Source organism: Bradyrhizobium sp. 26S5 (genome assembly GCF_036923295.1).
Classification (GTDB): Bacteria; Pseudomonadota; Alphaproteobacteria; order Rhizobiales; family Xanthobacteraceae; genus Bradyrhizobium; species Bradyrhizobium septentrionale.
On record NZ_CP145948.1, the window covers coordinates 4683164 to 4702530 of the forward strand.

15 protein-coding genes are annotated in these 19367 nt (G+C 63.4%); 9 read left to right on the forward strand and 6 right to left on the reverse strand.

Annotated features, from left to right (window positions below; all coding sequences use genetic code 11):
- Positions 1 to 367 precede the first annotated feature (367 nt).
- From V5279_RS21650 to V5279_RS21660, 3 genes are all read right to left on the reverse strand, one after another.
- On the reverse strand, positions 368 to 1837 hold the full coding sequence (locus tag V5279_RS21650) for a SagB family peptide dehydrogenase (RefSeq protein ID WP_338700822.1): 1470 nt from the start codon (positions 1835 to 1837) through the stop codon (positions 368 to 370).
- Between the two features lie 12 nt (positions 1838 to 1849).
- Positions 1850 to 4114: a TOMM precursor leader peptide-binding protein gene (locus tag V5279_RS21655; RefSeq protein ID WP_338700824.1), complete on the reverse strand. Its 2265-nt coding sequence runs from the start codon at positions 4112 to 4114 to the stop codon at positions 1850 to 1852.
- A gap of 183 nt (positions 4115 to 4297) precedes the next feature.
- A complete protein-coding gene (locus V5279_RS21660) occupies positions 4298 to 4687 on the reverse strand; it encodes a hypothetical protein (RefSeq protein ID WP_338700826.1) in 390 nt (129 codons plus the stop codon).
- A 258-nt stretch (positions 4688 to 4945) separates the two neighbouring features.
- Between V5279_RS21660 and V5279_RS21665 the strand changes: the two genes are divergently transcribed.
- Positions 4946 to 5836 (forward strand): VOC family protein, encoded by an 891-nt coding sequence (locus V5279_RS21665; protein ID WP_338700828.1) that lies wholly within the window; start codon positions 4946 to 4948, stop codon positions 5834 to 5836.
- A gap of 29 nt (positions 5837 to 5865) precedes the next feature.
- Here V5279_RS21665 and V5279_RS21670 read toward each other — a convergent pair whose 3' ends face one another.
- Positions 5866 to 7032 (reverse strand): OpgC domain-containing protein, encoded by a 1167-nt coding sequence (locus tag V5279_RS21670; RefSeq protein WP_338700830.1) that lies wholly within the window; start codon positions 7030 to 7032, stop codon positions 5866 to 5868.
- Between the two features lie 243 nt (positions 7033 to 7275).
- Here V5279_RS21670 and V5279_RS21675 point away from each other — a divergent pair, with 243 nt between their 5' ends.
- Positions 7276 to 7581, forward strand: coding sequence for an ETC complex I subunit (locus V5279_RS21675; protein WP_029082714.1), 306 nt, complete (start codon positions 7276 to 7278; stop codon positions 7579 to 7581).
- A gap of 26 nt (positions 7582 to 7607) precedes the next feature.
- Here the strand turns inward: V5279_RS21675 and V5279_RS21680 are convergent, their stop codons facing one another.
- A complete protein-coding gene (locus V5279_RS21680) occupies positions 7608 to 8102 on the reverse strand; it encodes an Lrp/AsnC family transcriptional regulator (RefSeq protein ID WP_338701327.1) in 495 nt (164 codons plus the stop codon).
- Positions 8103 to 8104: 2 nt separating this feature from the next.
- On the reverse strand, positions 8105 to 8758 hold the full coding sequence (locus tag V5279_RS21685; protein ID WP_166295875.1) for a TetR/AcrR family transcriptional regulator: 654 nt from the start codon (positions 8756 to 8758) through the stop codon (positions 8105 to 8107).
- Between the two features lie 192 nt (positions 8759 to 8950).
- Here V5279_RS21685 and V5279_RS21690 point away from each other — a divergent pair, with 192 nt between their 5' ends.
- The 7 genes from V5279_RS21690 (at position 8951) to V5279_RS21720 (ending at position 19331) form a co-directional block, all read left to right on the forward strand.
- A complete protein-coding gene (locus V5279_RS21690; protein ID WP_166205202.1) occupies positions 8951 to 10123 on the forward strand; it encodes an isovaleryl-CoA dehydrogenase in 1173 nt (390 codons plus the stop codon).
- Between the two features lie 84 nt (positions 10124 to 10207).
- Positions 10208 to 11812, forward strand: coding sequence for a carboxyl transferase domain-containing protein (locus V5279_RS21695; RefSeq protein ID WP_166295872.1), 1605 nt, complete (start codon positions 10208 to 10210; stop codon positions 11810 to 11812).
- A gap of 14 nt (positions 11813 to 11826) precedes the next feature.
- Positions 11827 to 13836: an acetyl/propionyl/methylcrotonyl-CoA carboxylase subunit alpha gene (locus tag V5279_RS21700; RefSeq protein WP_338700835.1), complete on the forward strand. Its 2010-nt coding sequence runs from the start codon at positions 11827 to 11829 to the stop codon at positions 13834 to 13836.
- Positions 13833 to 14744, forward strand: a complete 912-nt coding sequence (locus V5279_RS21705; protein WP_338700837.1) for a hydroxymethylglutaryl-CoA lyase — start codon at positions 13833 to 13835, stop codon at positions 14742 to 14744. The genes V5279_RS21700 and V5279_RS21705 overlap by 4 nt, the downstream gene beginning before the upstream one ends.
- Positions 14745 to 15375: 631 nt before the next feature.
- Entirely contained in the window at positions 15376 to 16302 is a 927-nt protein-coding gene (locus tag V5279_RS21710) for a formylglycine-generating enzyme family protein (protein WP_338701329.1), read from the forward strand.
- A 127-nt stretch (positions 16303 to 16429) separates the two neighbouring features.
- The gene (locus V5279_RS21715) at positions 16430 to 18106 is read left to right on the forward strand and encodes an arylsulfatase (RefSeq protein WP_414645955.1); all 1677 of its coding nucleotides are present in this window, start codon (positions 16430 to 16432) and stop codon (positions 18104 to 18106) included.
- 199 nt (positions 18107 to 18305) lie between these two features.
- Positions 18306 to 19331: an HAD family hydrolase gene (locus V5279_RS21720; protein WP_338700839.1), complete on the forward strand. Its 1026-nt coding sequence runs from the start codon at positions 18306 to 18308 to the stop codon at positions 19329 to 19331.
- Positions 19332 to 19367: the final 36 nt, after the last annotated feature.

The window sequence follows — 19367 nt, forward strand, 5'->3', positions numbered from 1 at the left end:
CTCCGGACTAATCACTAGTCTGACCGCGAGCCATGTCTCCTTTTGGCCCTTATCGGACATGCCGCACTGGCTATCGAAAGTCCGGTGTCGGGGGTGAAGCGGACTTCACGGTTGTGCGTTCCGACTTCCGAGTGTGACCCCTTGGCGGACATTCACCCAAGCATCGTCGATGTCTGCTTTTGAGGGCAACGGGCACCTCGCCAGTCCAGCACGCGCGTACCGGATTTATGAGTACACGCCTTAGAGCGTTTTCGAGCGAAGTGGCGACCGGTTCGCGTGAAGAAGCGCGTCAAAACAAGAATCCAGAGTCCCGTTCCGATCGATCGGAACGAAAAAGGCTCTGGCTTGTTGCAGCGCTGATCGAGGGCTATCCGGCAGGGGGCGATTCCATACCGCGCCCCAGGGCGAACTGGCCGACCGGTCCCTCGACGTGAAAGTCGAGGCCGGTCATCTTCGCGAACAGATCGATATTGGCGGTGCCGATCACGCAGCCGCCGAGGCCGAGATCGGTCGCCACCAGATATAGCGTCTGGGTCAGGACGCCGACATCCTTCAGGATCAGCGCATAAGCGATGGCGCTGTACTTCCAGGAGATCCGGCCGAAGCGCGCGGCGATCGTGATCAGGATCTGCGGCGGAGACGGCGCGTCCATCGCAAATCCCGCGCTTTGCATCATGGCCTCGACATGCTGCGGGCGGACGTCGATGGCGGCCAGCGCGTGTGCATCGGCGTCGTAGTGATAGAAACCTGGCGTGAGGCCAGCGCAATTCGCGACGGCCAGATAGAGCTCGAGCTCGTAGGCGCTGCCTGCTGCGGGGTACGGCCTGCTGGTGTATTCGATGTCGGGACCGTCGTCGGCAAACTCAAGCGGGCTGCTCCATTTCGCCCGGACCCGCGCGACGCTGTTCAGGAACATCGAAAGTTCAGCCAGCGTGATCGGCTTCTGATCGTCGAACTCGCGCGTCGAATGCCTGTCATGCAGCAGTTGGTCGAGTGGCGATGCGATCCGGTCGGAGTCCGGCAGCTTGATGGTGTTGCCGGGCCAGGCAGGCCGGATCGCGGGCAGCGGCGCAATCAGGCCGGTGTGCGGATAGAGGCCGCCCAGCGGACTGGCCTGCCGGCCCTCCGTGCTGCGGGCATGGAACAGCAGATCGTGAAAATCCCAGAGCACGAGGCTGTCATCGCCCTCCGCTTGCCGCAGCGTATCGGGTTTTGCCGTGTCGACCTTGATCAGGATTTGGCAGTCCAGCAGCAGGGAGAGCAGTGCAGGGCCCGGATAGCCATCCAGGCGCCGGATGCGGCTGATCTTCTGCGGCGTGGCAAGGATGGTCAGCAGGGCCGCAATCCGCTCATCGCAGATGCGCAACAGCGCGCCGGCCCGTGGCGATTCCAGAACCATCTCGGTGCCGCGCCGCCGCAGATAGGCGAAGCGTGACAGCACGACGGTTGCCGCATCGTCGAGCTTCGGCGTGCGCGGCCAGTAATCAGGGGTCTGCGGCTCGACCACAACGAGATCGCTGGCGTCGGCTGCACGCGCCAGGCGATATTCCAGCAGGCCGCGGCGTGCCAATTGCCGCATCAGCCGCTCGACCTCTCGCGTGACCGCATCGCCGCTCTCGGAGGAAGGCAGCGGCAGGCCTGCGCCCAGCTTCCGGGCGCGTTCCGCTGCGGCCGTGCTGAATGTCCCCAAAGGCTCCGAATAGCCTTCGACGTGAGCCGCTATGCTCCCGTCAGGTTGCGCTTCGAGCGCGACAAGCGGGTTGAGCCGAACGAAGAGGGCCGGCGGCGCGGCGCGTGGCGATTTCTTCTTCTCGTTGTTTTTTCTGGTCGCGCGCACGCCGGCATCACCTCAGGTGTGCGGGAGGAATGGCGTCAGCTCGCTTTCCAGCGATGGTCGATCGCGCAATCCGAGCTTGACGGGCACATCATAGAGCCGTCCCGGCGCGAAGCGGCGATAGAAATGGCGCATCCCGGGAACGATGACCCGGACCACCGGAACCTCGACATCGGGCCGTGTCTGGTCGAGAACGAGGAAGTCGAGACCTGCGCGCGCCGCGATGTCGACGCAGGCATCGACTTGTGCACGGGTGTTGTCGAGCGGCACGTCTGCCGCGGCAGTCGGCGGGATCACGGGATTGGCGCTTGGAATCAGGAACGGATGTTCGTCGAGCCGCAGCGGATTGACGCCATCGAGGCTCGGCTTCTCGCCGCTGCCGCCGCCCATCAGGCCGATCGAGAGGAACTGATTCAACTCGGTCAACGACCGCAGTAGCGCAATGCGCGGATCAAAGTGAGCGCCCGAACCGAACTCGATGTTCTCCCGACCGTTCTGCATCCAGTGCACGATCGCGACATAGGTCGGGACGCGGAGATCGCTGGTGATATCCAGCACCCAGAGCCGGCGGCCCGATTCCTCGAGTTGGGTCTTCAGATCACGGACGTAGGAATCGTCGAACTGGTTCAGATCGACCGCGGCGCGTTGCGACCGGTTGTACCACCAGATCGCGTAGGCATCGCGCTCCATCAGTTCGAGGAAGCCCTGCACGATGGCTTCCTCGCGAGTATTGCCGGCCGCGCAGCCGTTGGAATCGGCAGCGAAGGGGGCGGGACCCTCGTAGAAGAAATACAGCAGGCTGGTTGGAATATGCCTGAACCGCTTGTCGCGCAACGACCAGACCGGCGTCCATTCGATCCGGGTTGACGGATCAAACGGCTCCGGGGCCGGTTGGGTGTGGTGCGAGTCGTGGTGGTTCGGCTCAGCCCTGCCGCGGTACTGTTCGTCGCTGAACAGCAGGATGTCGTTGGGGCGGATGGCATCGCCCGACGGAAAGTCGGTGAAGCGCTTGCGCGCCCGGATCTCGTCGCCCTGGAAAATTCCCGAATACCGCTCGATTGCTTCCATCAGCGCGCTGGCTTCGCCTTGCTCGGCCGTGCTGCCCTTGCCGAAACTGCCGCCGCTCAGCCCTGCGCGAAGCTGGTCCACATTCTGCGCCGGTGCGGAGAAATTATGCTGCGCGTAGAAATTGGTGTTCATCGGCAGGTCGACCTCGATCCGCTCCAGCCGTGTCACCACGCCGGTGAGGGGGCTGACATGCTTCCTGAAGCGCGCCACCGTGGCGCCTGACGTCACCGTACGATAGCCGCCGCTGGTCATGACAAGCTTGGCGCCGGGCCCCAATTCAATCGGCTCCGGTGCGCGTCGCGGGTTCTGCAATTTCTTGCTTCCGCAGGTCGGACATTGCGGGCGGGCTGCCACGTAGTGCCTGGCGATGGTCGAGCCCAAGAGGTCGAGACTGACGATGTGATTGCGCAGATCGGTGCGGAAGCCGCTGGCGATCGCCTTGGCGATTTCAACGGCAGCCAGCTGAATGGCGCTCTGCCCAACCGGGTACTGCGCGAGTGGAGAAACCGCGACCGGCCGCGCCGCGCCGCGATCAAGGAAGCCCTTGACCTCGCGGTTGCGGATCATCCGATCGAACAGGCAGGTCCAGCACGCGGTCTCGCCCGGATTGAACACAGGGCCGACCAGGGGAAATACGCCGGAAGGCTGCACCATCAGCCAGGGTGATCCGTCGGATACGCGCTGCAGGTTGCGCTCGGCAAGCCGCCGGTCGAGATAGTCGTTCACCAGTGTGACCGTGAGGTCGGCCGATGTCTTGACGACGCGGACGCCGAGCTCCTGCAGCGCCTTGCTCAATTCGGCGGCGCCCTTGACGTCGATCGTCTCAAGTCGCACGCGGCAGTTGTGAAGGTTTTGTTCGGCGGCCGTGTCGGGAAGGCCCAGGCTCGCCCAAAGCCCGGCAACCGTGTTGGCGTGAGCTGGTACGTGACCTGACGGCTTCGAGATCACATAGCGGCGGTCGAGCAGTCGCTTGACGGCTTCATTGATCGCCTCAGGCGGAAATTTTCGCGCGAGCTCGTCGGCGAGCTTGGCGGCGCTGCATCCCTTGGTGCCGATAGCGGATGCAAGTGCACAATAGAGCTCGCCATGAAGAAAGAACTTTCGGTCTTCGGAATAGAGGCAGACGACATCCGGAGGCAGCACATAGGCCGTGAAATTTGGTGCGAACTGCAGAACGTCCTTGTTGGCGCGCTGGCGGGATTTTCCTGGCAAAGAATCGTTCCTGTGCAACTTGTGGGGCGATGATGGAATCGGGCGAGGCGCCGGCCTCAACGCCTCCGCGCCGTTGCCCGAAGCGAACGTAGCAACGACACGGGGACAACATAGTTTGGCCGGGTCGACGTGTGTCGGACCCGGCCATAACGATCGATAGATGTCAACGCGACGCTGTCTGGATCAGCAGAGACGGCAGGCGCCCCACGACAGACAGCAGCCACCGCCGCAACCACCACAGCCACCGCAGCGGCAGCCACGGCAAGCGCGACAGCCACGGCAACCGCCGCATCCGCGCCACGCCACCTGGACGCCGGCACCGGCAGTCTCCTTGTCGAACAGGTGGAATGTCGCCAGGCTGACGTCGGCGATTTCTTCTTCGCCGAGTGTGATGGCTTGCGTCGGGGTGTACTTCTGGATCTGCGGCGCGTCTGCTGCCGGCACGGCGGCCGCCGACGCACTGCCCACCAGTGAGAAGGTCAATCCGGCTGCACCCAGAGCGGGCACAGCGGCCTTGGTCACACGCTTGCTGGTCACGCGCTTGCTCTTGGGGGCTTGCTTCACTCGTGGCATACTCGCATCCTCCATTCCTGACGTGGAATTCAACTCTCGCGTAGTTGTACAATCCGTCGCAGCTGCATGCAAGACGCGCTGCGCACACACACTCGCGAGGTGCTAGCGTGTATCAAGTGTTGTCGTTCATCTTCGTTCCGAGGTTCATCTTGATGAACACGATTATTGGCCGGCGCTCTCGCGCAGCCGCAATCGTTAACACTTCGAGAATCTCTATGCTGCATTGCGATCACGCGGCCGCCGAAGCGAGGAATAGGCATGCCGGATGATGGCGCGAGCTTCGCCTGGTACGAGCTGCTGACCACGGACGTGGATGGTGCGAGTGCCTTCTACGGCAGCGTCCTCGGCTGGGTGACGAAGGATGTGTCCACTCCCGCGCTTTCTTACAGATTGTTCATGTCGGGCGAATTTCCCCGCAGCGGCCTGATGGAATTGCCGGAGGAGGGCAGACGCCAGGGCGCGACCCCGCGATGGATCGGCTATGTCGGTGTCGGCGACGTCGACCTCGCCGTCCGCCGCATGCAGGAACGCGGCGGCGCCGTCTACGTGCCGCCGACCGGCACCAATATCGGCCGCGTCTCGATCGTCGCTGATCCGCAGCGGGCGACGTTCGGATTGCTGAGCGGATCAAGCATCGCGCGTCCTGCGGCCGAAGGCCTCGATGCCGTTGGGTGCGTCGGCTGGCATGAACTGTTGGCGGCCGACTGGCGCAAGGCCTTTGGTTTCTACAGCGAGGTGTTCGGCTGGCGGCAGGCTGATGGCGGCAACGCCCCGGCCGAGACCTATCAGTTGTTCTCGGCCGGTGGGCAGACCGTCGGCGGAATCTTCAACAAGCGTCCGCTCGAGCCGATTGCGTTCTGGCTCTACTATTTCAACGTCGACGACGTCGACGCCGCCATCGTGCGGGTCAAGGCCGGTGGCGGACGCGTCTATGAAGGGCCGCTGGAGCTGCCGAACGGGAGCTGGATCGTCCGCTGCCTTGATCCGCAGGGCGCCACGTTTGCCCTGGAGGGAGCGCGCAGCCCCGACGGCATCGCGAAGGCGCCGGCGGCCGAATATCGCTGGAGCACCACCTGGGATGAGTTCAGCTCGAAGGGCAGGTGGCGCAGCGGCCAACCGGGCGGCAAAGGGCGGCGGCCCGGAAAATGAGGCGGATCGTCTGCCTGCCTTAGCCCGCCTTAGCTTGCCTTGGCGGCCGGTGCGGCGGGTTTCGGCGCTGGCGGCTTGACCGGCTTGTCCTGCCGCTTCGACCACGAGATGTAATAGGCCACGATCGTCATGATCGCGATGCCGGAGATGCTGACGAAGATCTGCGCGAACAGCGAGCCCGAGCTCATCGAGAGCTCGAAATGTCCGACAAAGGACAGGAACACGCCGACGCAGAACACCGCGAGCGACTGCTGGCCGCAGACGATCAGGGGATCGAACACCTTCCACTCCAGCGCCGCCCAGTCCTTCGGGATGAAGCGGATCACCAGCACCGTGATCACCACGAAGTGCAGGAAGCGATAGGGCGCGAGGTTGGTCTTGTCGTTCGGGTTGAAGGTCGCATAGAGCCAATGCGGGAACATCGCGCCGAAGTCCGGGAAGCGGCCGGCCATCGTCATGACCAGGGCGAAGATCATGTAGGCGATGCAGAACCACAGCGTATAGGGCGAGTTGATGATGTGCATGTTCTGCCGTGCGCCACCCATCGCGCACCACGAGCCGAACACGAACAGCACCTGCCAGGCGAACGGATTGAAGTACCAGGTCCCGGCCGGGTAGGCCGGCAGGTTCCAGCCCATCTGGCGCGATACCAGCCACAGGATGATCGAGGCCGCCATGGTCCAGTTCGGCTGCCGCAGCATGAACCACAGCACCGGCGGGAACAGGCCCATCAGCACGATATAGAGCGGCAGCACGTCGAGATTGACCGGCTTGAATTTCAGGAACAGACCCTGCCGCAGCGTCTCGGTGGCGTTGTCGACGAGCCCCGCGACGTTGAACTCGTTGATGATCTCGGAATCGCCGAAGCGCAGCGCCAGATAGCTGATCGAGGCGATGTAGATCACGAACAGGATGATGTGGGCGACATAGAGCTGCCAGACCCGCTTGGTCAGCCTTGTCGCGCCGACGATGAAGCCGCGCTCCAGCATCATGCGGGCATAGACGAAGGATGCGGTATAGCCGGAGATGAAGACGAACAGATCCGCGGCGTCGCTGAAGCCGTAATTCCGCGTCGTGATCCAGTTCACGACGTTGTCGGGGATGTGATCCAGATAGATGTACCAGTTCGCGACCCCGCGGAACAGGTCGAGCCGGAGGTCACGTCCTTTTTCGGGCAGGGTGGCGTGGATTTCCATGGGAGCGCCGCTTCCTCGATGTGATGTTGTCGAGAACACCGCGCCGCCGGCCCAAGGGACTTCTAAGGGAAGCCTCCCGGGGCCAGATTGTCACAGCGCGGCAGAATGACTATACCGGTCCGGCGAAGGCTACCTCCGAGATCGAGGAATCACCGATCAGATCGTTGATTGGTGTCTCTATACTATCCCGGCGGTCTCCTTCAAATCGCTTCCATGTCGCACATCCCACGGGGCCGACCATCCATGACCGCACGCATTTTTAAGCCCGCCAAAAACGCGATGCAATCGGGACGTGCCAAGACCAAAGAGTGGCAACTGGATTTCGAGCCGGAGCAGCCGCGCACCGTGGAGCCGTTGATGGGCTGGACCTCGTCCACCGACATGAAGCAGCAGCTCACGCTGCATTTCGAGACCAAGGAGGAGGCGACAGCCTATTGCGAGCGCAAGGGCATCGCCTACCAGGTGATCGAGCCGAAGGATTCGGCGCACCGCCAGATTGCCTATGCCGACAATTTTGCGTTCCGCCGCTGGGAGCCTTGGACGCACTAGGTTGGACGCACTGAGGTCCCGACCGATCAGGTCGCCGTAGGAGCGGCGAGGACGCCCGGGATCGGCAGTGGCGCGTCTTTGGAGACGCCGAGCACCGGAAAGCTTCTAATTTTACGCAGGTTCGGCAGGCCGGCAAATTGCAGCAGCTGCTGGCGCATGTCGTCGACGCTGGGGGCGACGCATCTCAGCACAAAATCGGCGTCGCCCGAGATCCGCCAGCATTGCAGGAAGCGCGGCACGGCCGCCACCGCGGCCTCGAACGCCTCGATCGCAGTCAGGGTCTGGCTGTCGAGCTGGATCAGGACGAAGGTCGTCACCTCATAGCCGAGCAGCCGTTCGTCGAGCGTGGCGCGGATCGCCTGGACCACGCCGCGGGTGCGCAGGGCGCGGACCCGGCGCAGGCAGGGCGGGGCGGTGATGCCGACCCGCTCGGCCAGCTCGTTGATCCTGATCCGGCCGTCCCGCTGCAACTCGGACAGGATCCGCAAGTCGATGTCATCGAGCTGTGGGCGTTCTGTCACAGTCACGAACCCGCCACCGCGGTCCGCGGGCTCTTGCTGCCGGCACGGAGCTGGGCGATCGCGACCTGCGGTGCGACGCCCGACAGCACCAGCTTCTCATGCGCTGCGATGATGGCGTCCCGGGTCAGGCGGCCGCCGGGGCGGTACCAGGTGCAGAGCCCGGTCAGCATCGCGATGATCGCGAAGGTCCCGACCTGGATGTCGACCACCTCGAACACACCCTCGGCCACGCCGTCGGCGAGGATCTGCGCCAGCCGCTGCTCATAGGCGCCGCGCAGCGCCACCACCGCGTCATAGTTCTTCGGCTCGAGGCTGCGCAGCTCGGAATTGGCGATGAACACCTCGCGCTTGCGGGTCATGTGGTAGCTGACATGGAAGGCCACGAAGGCGCGCAGCTTCTCGACCGGATCGGCCTTGCCCTCCAGCGCCAGATCGAGCTCGCGCAGCAAATCATTGATATGATCCTGCACCAGATCGAACAGCAGCTCCTGCTTGGTTGAGATATGATTGTAGAGAGAGCCGGCCTGGATGCCGACCTCGGCGGCGAGCTGGCGCAGGCTCATTGCCTCGTAGCCGCGCTCGAAGATCAGGCGCACGCCGGCCTTGCGGATCGCCTCCAGCGTCGTGGGGCCATGTGAGCCGATCGTGCGTGCCATCGCGGGCCTCGGATGGGTGTTGGCTTGCTGGAAGCGGAGGAAACAAGCGAACGACCGTATGTTTATTGCATGAAATCCCAGCAGATTCAATGCGCTGCCGATTTCATGCGCAAACCATAGCACGGTTGCTTGCGAAGCCAAGAAAAAAACGTATGATCGTTTAATTGCAAGATGAATCTCACGGGAGGGATCATGGCCTCAAACCGGGCGGCAGTGTTCAATTTCGACCTTGGCGAGACCGCGGATGCGATCCGCGAGACGGTGCACGATTTCTCCAGCAACGAGATCGCGCCGCGCGCCGCCGAGATCGATCGCTCCAACAGCTTTCCGCGCGACCTCTGGCCCAAGATCGGCGCGCTCGGCCTGCACGGCATCACGGTCGAGGAGGAGTATGGCGGCAGTGGCCTCGGCTATCTCGAGCACTGCATCGCGGTGGAGGAGATCTCGCGGGCATCCGCCTCGATCGGACTGGCCTACGGCGCGCATTCCAATCTCTGCGTCAACCAAATCCGCCGCAACGGCAACGAGGCGCAGAAGCGCAAATACCTGCCGAAGCTGATCTCGGGCGAGCATGTCGGGTCGCTGGCGATGTCGGAGCCCGGCGCCGGCTCCGACGTGGTCTCGATGAAGACCCGCGCCGAGAAGAAGGGCGACCGCTTCGTGCTCAACGGCAACAAGATGTGGATCACCAACGGTCCGCACGCCGAGACGCTGGTGGTCTATGCCAAGACCGATGCGAGCGCTGGCCCGCGCGGCATCACCGCCTTCATCATCGAAAAGGGCATGAAGGGGTTTTCCACCGCGCAGAAGCTCGACAAGCTCGGCATGCGCGGCTCCGACACCTGCGAGCTGGTGTTTGAGGACTGCGAGGTGCCGGAGGAGAACGTGCTGAGCGAGGTCGGCCGCGGCGTCAACGTCCTGATGTCAGGCCTCGACTATGAGCGCGCGGTGCTGGCGGCCGGTCCGATCGGCATCATGCAGGCCTGCATGGACGTGGTGCTGCCCTACGTCCACGAGCGCCAGCAGTTCGGCGAGCCGATCGGCTCGTTCCAGCTGGTGCAGGGCAAGATCGCCGACATGTACACCACGATGAACGCTTCGCGCGCCTATGTGTACGCTGTTGCCAAGGCATGCGACCGCGGCGAGACCACGCGCGAGGATGCCGCCGGCGCCATCCTTTACGCCGCGGAGAAGGCCACTCAATGCGCGCTGGATGCGATCCAGCTGCTCGGCGGCAACGGCTACATCAATGAATATCCCACCGGCCGGCTGCTGCGTGACGCCAAGCTCTACGAGATCGGCGCCGGCACCAGCGAGATCCGCCGCATGCTGATCGGCCGCGAGTTGTACGCCAAGACGGCCTGAGCTTCGCACCTGCTGCCGCGCTCCCGGCGCGGCGGCCTGCCTTCAAAAAATCCCGACGGCTCCTCCAACGAACGTGCAACACAGATGCCGCTTCATTCGACGATCGATCCCGCATCTTCTGAATTCGCCCGCAACGCCGATGTGATGCGCAGCCTGGTCGCGGAACTGCGCGACAAGCTCGGCAAGGTGGCCCACGGCGGCGGCGAGACCTCGCGCAAGCGCCACACCTCGCGCGGCAAGATGCTGGCGCGCGATCGCGTCGATCTCCTGGTCGATCCCGGCACCGCGTTCCTCGAGCTGTCGCCGCTCGCCGCCAACGGGCTGTACGGCGGTGACGTGCATTCGGCGAGCGTCATCACCGGCGTCGGGCGCATCTCCGGGCGCGAATGCATCATCGTCGCCAACGACGCCACCATCAAGGGCGGCACCTATTACCCGATGACGGTGAAGAAGCATCTGCGCGCCCAGGACATCGCGCGGCAGAACAATCTGCCCTGCGTCTACATGGTGGATTCCGGCGGCGCCTTCCTGCCGCTGCAGGACGAGATATTTCCCGATGAGCGGCATTTCGGCCGCATCTTCTACAACCAGGCGCAGATGTCGTCGCAGGGCATCCCGCAGATCGCGATCGTGATGGGCTCCTGCACCGCCGGTGGCGCCTATGTGCCGGCGATGTCGGACGAGAGCATCATCGTGCGCAACCAGGGCACCATCTTTCTCGGCGGTCCGCCGCTGGTGAAGGCTGCGACCGGCGAGGTCGTCACCGCGGAAGAGCTCGGCGGCGCCGATGTCCATTCGCGACAGTCGGGGGTAACAGATCATTATGCGCAGAACGACGCCCACGCGATCGGTATCGCGCGGCGCATCGTCGGCACGCTGAAGCAGCCGGCGAAGGCGCCGCTCAATATGCGGACCGTCCAGGAGCCGCTGTTTCCGGCCGAGGAGATCTACGGCGTCGTCTCCGCCGACGGCCGCAAGCCGTTCGACGTGCACGACATCATCGCGCGGATCGTCGACGGCTCCGAATTCGACGAATTCAAGAAGCTGTACGGCACCACGCTGATCTGCGGCTTCGCCCATATCTGGGGCTATCCGGTCGGCATCATCGCCAACAACGGCATCCTGTTCAGCGAGAGTTCGCTGAAGGGCGCGCATTTCATCGAGCTGTGCTGCCAGCGCGGCATTCCCCTGGTGTTCCTGCAGAACATCACCGGCTTCATGGTCGGCAAGAAGTACGAGGCCGGCGGCATCGCGCGCGACGGCGCCAAGCTGGTGACCGCGGTTGCGACCGCCGGCGTGCCGAAATTCACCGTCGTGATCGGCGGCTCCTACGGCGCCGGCAATTACGGCATGTGCGGCCGCGCCTACAGCCCGCGCTTCCTCTGGCTGTGGCCGAACGCCCGCATCTCGGTGATGGGCGGCGAGCAGGCCTCGATGGTGCTCAGCCAGGTGCGCCGCGACAATATCGAGGCCAAGGGCGAGAGCTGGTCGGCGGAGGAGGAGGACAAGTTCCGCGCCCCCATCCGCGCCCAGTATGAGAGCCAGGGCAATCCCTATTACGCCACCGCGCGGCTCTGGGACGACGGCGTGATCGATCCGGCCGATACGCGCCTCGTGCTCGGGCTCGGATTGTCGGCCGCCGCCAATGCGCCGATCGAGCCCACGAAATTCGGCCTGTTCAGGATGTGACCCAGGAACTGACCATGGACCGCTCAAAACTCTACCGGCGTTTCCGTACGCTTCTGATCGCCAACCGCGGCGAGATCGCCTGTCGCGTCATCCGCTCGGCGCGCGCCATGGGGCTGCGCACCGTCGCGGTCTATTCGGAGGCCGACCGCGACGCGATGCATGTCGCACTCGCCGACGAGGCCGTGCTGCTCGGGCCCGCGCGGGCGCGCGACAGCTATCTCAACATCGAGCACGTCATCGCGGCGGCCAGGCAGACCGGCGCCGAGGCGGTGCATCCCGGCTACGGCTTCCTGTCTGAAAATGCCGAGTTCGCGCAGGCCTGTCTCGAGGCAGGTTTGGTGTTCGTCGGCCCGACCGCCCAGATGATGACGGCGATGGGCTCGAAATCCGGCTCGAAGGCGCTGATGGAGAAGGCCGGCGTGCCGCTGGTGCCGGGCTATCACGGCGAGGCCCAGGACGAGGCGACCCTGGCCGAGGCCGCCAACCGGATCGGCTTCCCGCTGCTGGTCAAGGCCTCGGCAGGCGGCGGCGGCCGCGGCATGCGCGTGGTCAATTCGGCGGGCGAGCTGTCAGCCGCGATCACGAGCGCCAAGCGCGAGGCCAAGGCGGCGTTCGGCGACGACCGCATGCTAATCGAGAAATACGTGCAGAAGCCGCGCCATATCGAGGTGCAGATCATCGGCGACAGCCATGGCAATCTGCTCTCGCTGTGGGAGCGCGAATGCACGCTGCAACGCCGCCACCAGAAGGTGATCGAGGAGGCGCCGTCGCCGACCCTGAACGCCGCGCAGCGCGACACGGTCTGCGAGGCCGCGCGCAAGGCGGCCGGCGCGGTGAACTATGTCGGCGCCGGCACCATCGAGTTCGTCTCCGACGGCAAGGACGTGTTCTTCATCGAGATGAACACGCGCCTGCAGGTCGAGCATCCCGTCACCGAGCTGATCACCGGCGTTGACCTGGTCGAATGGCAGCTGCGCGTCGCCTTCGGCGAGGCGCTGCCGCTGAAGCAGGACCAGATCACGCTGAACGGGCATGCGATCGAGGCGCGCGTCTACGCGGAAAATCCGCAGAAGAACTTCATGCCCTCGGTCGGCCGCATCAAAACCTGGCGGACGCCGCCGGAGGGCGACGGCCTGCGCATCGACGCCGGCTATCGCAGCGGCGACAATGTCTCGCCCTATTACGACGCAATGCTCGCCAAGGTGATCGCCTGGGCGCCGACGCGCGAGGGCGCGATCGAGAAGCTCAATCGCGGGCTGCAACAGACCGATGTCCGCGGCATCGTCACCAACATCCCGTTCCTGTCGGCGCTGGTGACACATAAGGACACGCGGGCCAATGCGATCGATACCGGGTTCATCGAGCGCGAGCTGAAGAACCTGACGGCCGGCACCGGCGGGGCTGGTGAGTTCGAGCTTTGCGCGGCGGTGGCTGCGATCGTCAACGCTGAGCAGAAGGCGGCGCGAAGCGAGGCGAACTCGCCTTGGCAGGCTTTCGGCTGGATGCCGGTCGGCCGCCGCCAGCGGGTGTTTTCGTTCCGGCAGGGCCACGAGCCGCCGCATATGATTACGCTGCACTATGGCCACGGACCGATGACGCTGTCAGTCGGCGGGCACGAGCTCGGCTTCGCGATCTCGTCATCCGGCGAGGATGGCTTCGACCTGACGCTTGATGGCCTCAGGTCGCGCGTCGCAGCGGTCGTCGAGGGCCACGAGCTTTACTTGCGCACCCGCAACGGCCGCTTCGACCTGCATTGGGTCGACCCGTTCGGCGGCGAGAGCGAGGAGCAGGCCGGCGAGGACAAGATCGTGGCCCCCTTGCCGGGCACCGTGGTCGCGCTGCTGGCCGAGGAGGGCGCGACCTTGGAGAAGGGCGCGCCGATCCTCACCCTGGAAGTGATGAAGATGGAGCAGACCCTGCGTGCGCCCTATGCCGGCGTGCTGAAGAAGCTCAAATGCAAGGTCGGCGATATCGTCGGCGAGGGCGTTGAGCTGGCCGAAGTGGAGGCTGCGGGCGCGCCATGAGCGATCAGGTCCATATCGTCGAGATGGGGCCGCGCGACGGCCTGCAGAACGAGAAGACGCCGGTCAGCGTCGAGGCCCGCATCGCCTTCGTCGAGGCGCTGGTGGCGGCAGGGCTCGGCACCGTCGAGGTCGGCGCCTTCGTGTCGCCCAAGGCGATCCCGCAGATGGCCGGCTCCGACCAGGTGCTGCGTGGCGTCAGCCACATCAAGGGTGCCGAATTCCACGTGCTGGTGCCGAACGAGAAGGGCTATGACGCCGCGCGCGCGGCCGGCGCGAAGGTGGTCTCGGTGTTCGCCGCAGCCTCCGAAGGCTTTTCGCGCGCCAACATCAACTGCTCGGTCGCGGAGTCGATCGAGCGCTTCAAGCCGGTGCTGGCGCGCGCCAAAGACGACGGCGTCAAGGTGCGCGGCTATATCTCCTGCGTGCTCGGCTGTCCGTTCGACGGCGAGATCAAGCCGAAGGCGGTCGCCGACCTCGCCGTGACCCTGTGGGATCTCGGCTGCTACGAAATCTCGCTCGGCGACACCATCGGCGTCGGCACGCCGCTCAAGGCCAGGGAGATGCTGCGTGCGGTCGGCGCCGAGCTTCCGGTCCGCAATCTTGCGATGCACTTCCACGACACCTACGGCCAGGCGCTGGCCAATCTCTATGCCGGCATGGAGGAGGGCGTCCGCGTCATCGATGCCGCCGCCGGCGGCCTCGGCGGCTGCCCCTACGCCCCCGGCGCCACCGGCAACGTGGCGACGGAAGATGTCGTCTACATGCTCGAGGGCATGGGCGTGAAAACCGGCATCGACATGGACAGGCTGCTGGCCACGACGAACGAGGTGGCAAAATTGCTCGGCCGTCCACCGGTGAGCCGCGTTGCCTCAGCGCTCAACGCGAAGCGAAAGCGGCTGAATGGGTGAGCTAAGATTGCGGATGGGTGGAGCGAAGCGATACCCATTGTGTCTCCGCACATATTGATTGACATGATCGAATTGACGACGCGCGCGCTTTCGGCCGTACGGATGTGGCCGGTGACTCGTGTCTGGGCATGATCGGCTTGATGGCAACCCATTCATAATCGGCGAGTTCGTAGCGGATGATTCGAACCCAGTTTGGGAGTTTGAATCACGGGGGTCTGGCCGAACGCAACGCTCCTGGGCGGTCTTCGTTCGTGCGCTTAGGGGCAGAACCGGACATCAACCAAACGACTATCCCTGCTGAAACCGTCGAAAATCATCTGAGCGGACGCCGCAGCCCCTTTGGCTGCCACATCTTTGCAGTGATCGGAACGAGAGGGAAACTAGGTCGAGACCGCAATCGGCAGAGGGCAGTCGCATTGATCTAGATCAAGGTCGCCTTGATCGAGTGAGTGTCACCTGATTTGGGTTCAAGGCGGCTAACCATGGAGATACGGATATTCGACCACGGTCCACGCACGAGGGTTTTGCCACTTAGCGTGTAACACGTCGGCCCGGAGGTGACGCCTTGACAGCGAAGCCCAAGCGAACGCGCGATATCGCCATTTGCGATGATCCGTCAGATATCGACAAGATGATCTGTATACCCGGCGGGACATTCCGCATGGGATCGGACAAACATTATCCAGAGGAGGCGCCGGCACATCGGGTGACTGTCGACGGCTTCTGGATGGATCGCCATCCCGTCACAAACAAACAGTTCAGAAAGTTCGTCAAGGCGACAGGTCACGTTACTGTGGCCGAGATTGCGCCCGACCCGAGAGACTATCCCGGGATCCTACCGCATATGGTCTATGCGGGCTCACTGATGTTCTTGCCGCCGGGGCGTCCGGTCAGCCTACGCGACTTCAGCCAGTGGTGGACCTTCGCCAAGGGGGCTGACTGGCGCCATCCCTACGGACCGAATAGCAACATCCATGCGCTCGACCATCATCCCGTCGTGCACGTGGCCTTCAACGACGCGCTTGCCTACGCGCAATGGGTTGGCAAGGATTTGCCGACCGAAGCGGAATGGGAGTTTGCGGCACGCGGCGGGCTCGACGACGCCGAGTATGCGTGGGGCGACGAATTCATGCCGCACGGCCGTCACATGGCCAACACCTGGCAGGGTGATTTTCCGCACCAAAACACCAATGCCGACGGTTTCGAACGCACCTCGCCGGTCACCGCATTCCCGCCGAACGGCTACGGCCTTTACGACATGATCGGCAACGTCTGGGAATGGACAACCGACTGGTATTCCCCCAGGCACGAAGCCGACGCGCCTAAGGCCTGCTGCATCCCGGAGAACCCGCGCGGCGGGCGCGAGGCCGACAGCCATGACCCCCGAACAACCAACGTGAAGATTCCACGGAAGGTCATCAAAGGCGGCTCGCATTTGTGCGCGCCGAATTACTGCCGACGCTACCGGCCGGCGGCGCGACACGCAGAGCCGGTCGATACCTCCACGAGTCATCTTGGCTTTCGATGCATCAGTCGAGGAGCCACTGACCCATCATAAAAAGGAAAGCGACGCCATGTTGGATTCTATATTCAATGACAAGCCGCCTTCTGCCGCAACGCCGCCAAGCAAGGCGTCCGGTTGTCTCAAGCGATCCTGCGCCGCCCTGTTAGGCGCATCGATGTTGATGCCACTGTCCGCACTGGTCAGCGCGCCGGCGGCGGCGCAGCAGCCGCCACAGAAACCCAATATCCTATTCATCATGGGTGACGACATCGGCCTCTACCAGCCAAGCATCTACCATCGCGGGTTGATGGTCGGCGAGACGCCCAACATCGATCGCATCGGCAATGAAGGCGCGATATTCACACATTACTACGCAGAGCAGAGCTGCACCGCCGGTCGCAACGCCTTCTTCACCGGCATGCATCCGCTGCGCACGGGCATGATTCCTCCGCAGCTTCCCGGCAGCCCGTCCTATCTGCGGCCCGGGACGCCGGCGCTTGCCAAGTTCCTGCTCGATCTCGGCTACAACACCGGCGAGTTCGGCAAGAACCATCTCGGCGATCATACCGACGCGCTGCCGACCGCGCACGGCTTCCAGGAATTCTGGGGCTACCTGTATCACCTCGACGCCATGCAGGGCGTGAGCTTCCCGGACATCAACAAGACGCCAACCCAGCAGACGGTTGCCCCGCCATGCAAGAACACGCCGATCCCGGGTCTTGCGGAAGTACCGGGCGCAGTTGATCCGAAAACGTCGGTTTGCCTGACGCCGCCGCGGCCCGTGCTGGCGTGCAAGTCCTCTGACGGTACCGCCAAAAACATGACATGCGAGGACCAGGGTCCGCTGACACTGGAGCGATCGAAGGGCGTCGATGAGGAAATCTCGGCCAAGGTCGTTGACTTTCTCGATCGCAACGACCCCAAGAAGACCAACAAGCCGTTCTTCGCCTGGTATAACCCGGCCCGCATGCACATCACGACCGTGCTAAATGACAAATACGCAGGCATGATCGGCGAGGCAGGCGGCAAGGACTGGGGCCTCAACGAGGCCGGCATGAAGCAGTTGGATGACAACATCGGCGTTGTCATGAAGAAGCTCCAGGACATGGGCCAGCTCGACAACACGATCATCGTGTTCACGACCGATAACGGCGCCGAGACCATCACCTTTCCGGACGGCGGCACCACTCCGTTCAAGGGCGGCAAGCTGAGCACCTGGGAAGGCGGCATGCGCGCTCCGGCGCTCATTCGCTGGCCGGGGGTCATCAAGCCCGGCACCATCAAGAACGACATCTTCGCTTCGCTCGACTGGCTACCTACGTTTGTCAATATCGCGGGCGGCGCAAAAGGAGACGCGCTGAAGAAACAGATCGAGGCCGGAAGTTATCCCGGCATCGTCAAGACGACGCTCGATGGCGTCGATCAGGTTGAATATCTTTCGGGGCGTTCGGAAAAGTCGGCGCGCGATACCTTCTTCTACTATTCGGGCAAGGACCCGTCAGCGGTCCGCTACAAGAACTGGAAGATCTACTTCACGATGGTGTCCGACAACCCGACGGGCTTTATAGCCGGAGCGCTTCCTTATCACTGGGCCCAAGTTGTCAACATCAAGCGAGACCCGTTCGAGACTTCGATCGGTTCACAATACAAGACGCTCATGGGCGTGGGCGGCGTAATCGGCTCCCCATCTACCGCCTACGTCTATGATTGGAACATGCTGCCGATCGGGCAAGCGCTCTGGCTGAAGGAGCTTGAGAGCTATATTCCGTACCCGCCGCTGCAGGACCCGGCGAGCTACAACCTCGACCAGGTGCTGCAACAGGTCAAGCAGGCCAAAATTGCCGGTCGCAGCGACTAGTCGCTCGATACTAAATTGGCGGGCGTCACTTTCGGCGCTCGCCAATCTACTGCGCTCAGAACCCAACTGCTCACGGAGCTGCATATCGGCAAGCGTGCGACGAACAGCAGCGATACACCAGCCTCGCACTTGCCCTCAATGTTGACCAGTGCGGGCCATCGAATCGGACCGACAATGAAACGGATCATGGAAACCGATCATGCGATTTCCACGCCTTGACCGTCGCGCACTGCTCTCGTCTCTGGCGATGCTTCCGTTTTTATCTGCCGCTCTGCGTTCCACGTCCGCCATGGCCCAAACGCAAACCGGTCCTCTGCCATCTTGGAATGAGGGTCCGACGAAAGCATCGATCGTCGATTTCGTCGAACGGGTCACAGAGAATGGTGGACCCTATTTCGTACCGTCCGATCAGCGCATCGGGACCTTCGACAATGACGGGACGCTTTGGATCGAGCAGCCGATGTATGTGCAGCTCGCGTTTGCGCTGGATCGCGTGAAGGTTCTTGCGCCCATGCATCCGGAATGGAAGGACAAACAGCCCTTCGCGGCAGTCCTGAACGGCGACTTGAAGGCGCTCGCAGCTTTCGGCGAAAAGGGCGTGGCCGAGCTGGTGGCGGTGACTCACGCCGGTATGACGACAGCGGAGTTCGAGAAGATCGTCATAGATTGGCTTGCGACCGCGCGTGATGATCGCTTCAAACGCCCCTACACCGAACTCGTTTATCAGCCCATGCTCGAATTGCTCGCTTATCTCCGCGCCAACGGCTTCAAAACCTTCATCGTGTCAGGTGGCGGCGTCGAGTTCATGCGGCCATGGACCGAGACGATTTATGGAGTGCCTCCTGAGCAGGTCGTCGGATCGTCAATCAAGACCCGCTATGAAATGCGCGACAGCACGCCGGTTCTGTTTCGTTTGCCCGAGATCGATTTCATCGACGACAAATCCGGCAAGCCGATCGGGATCAATAGCCACATTGGCCGGCGTCCGATCGCCGCCTTCGGCAACTCCGATGGCGACCTTGAAATGCTGCAATGGGCGACGCTCGGCGTCAACGGCGCGCGGTTCGGCCTGATCGTCCACCATACCGACGTGGAACGCGAATATGCCTACGACCGCCAGTCGCATTTCGGTAAGCTCGACGTAGCGCTCGACGCGGCGGCGGTAAACAGGTGGACCGTGGTCGACATGAAGAAGGACTGGAAAAGGATATTCCCGTTTGAATAGCGGCGGAATCGCGACGTTCGTGGCCGCGCGGATGCG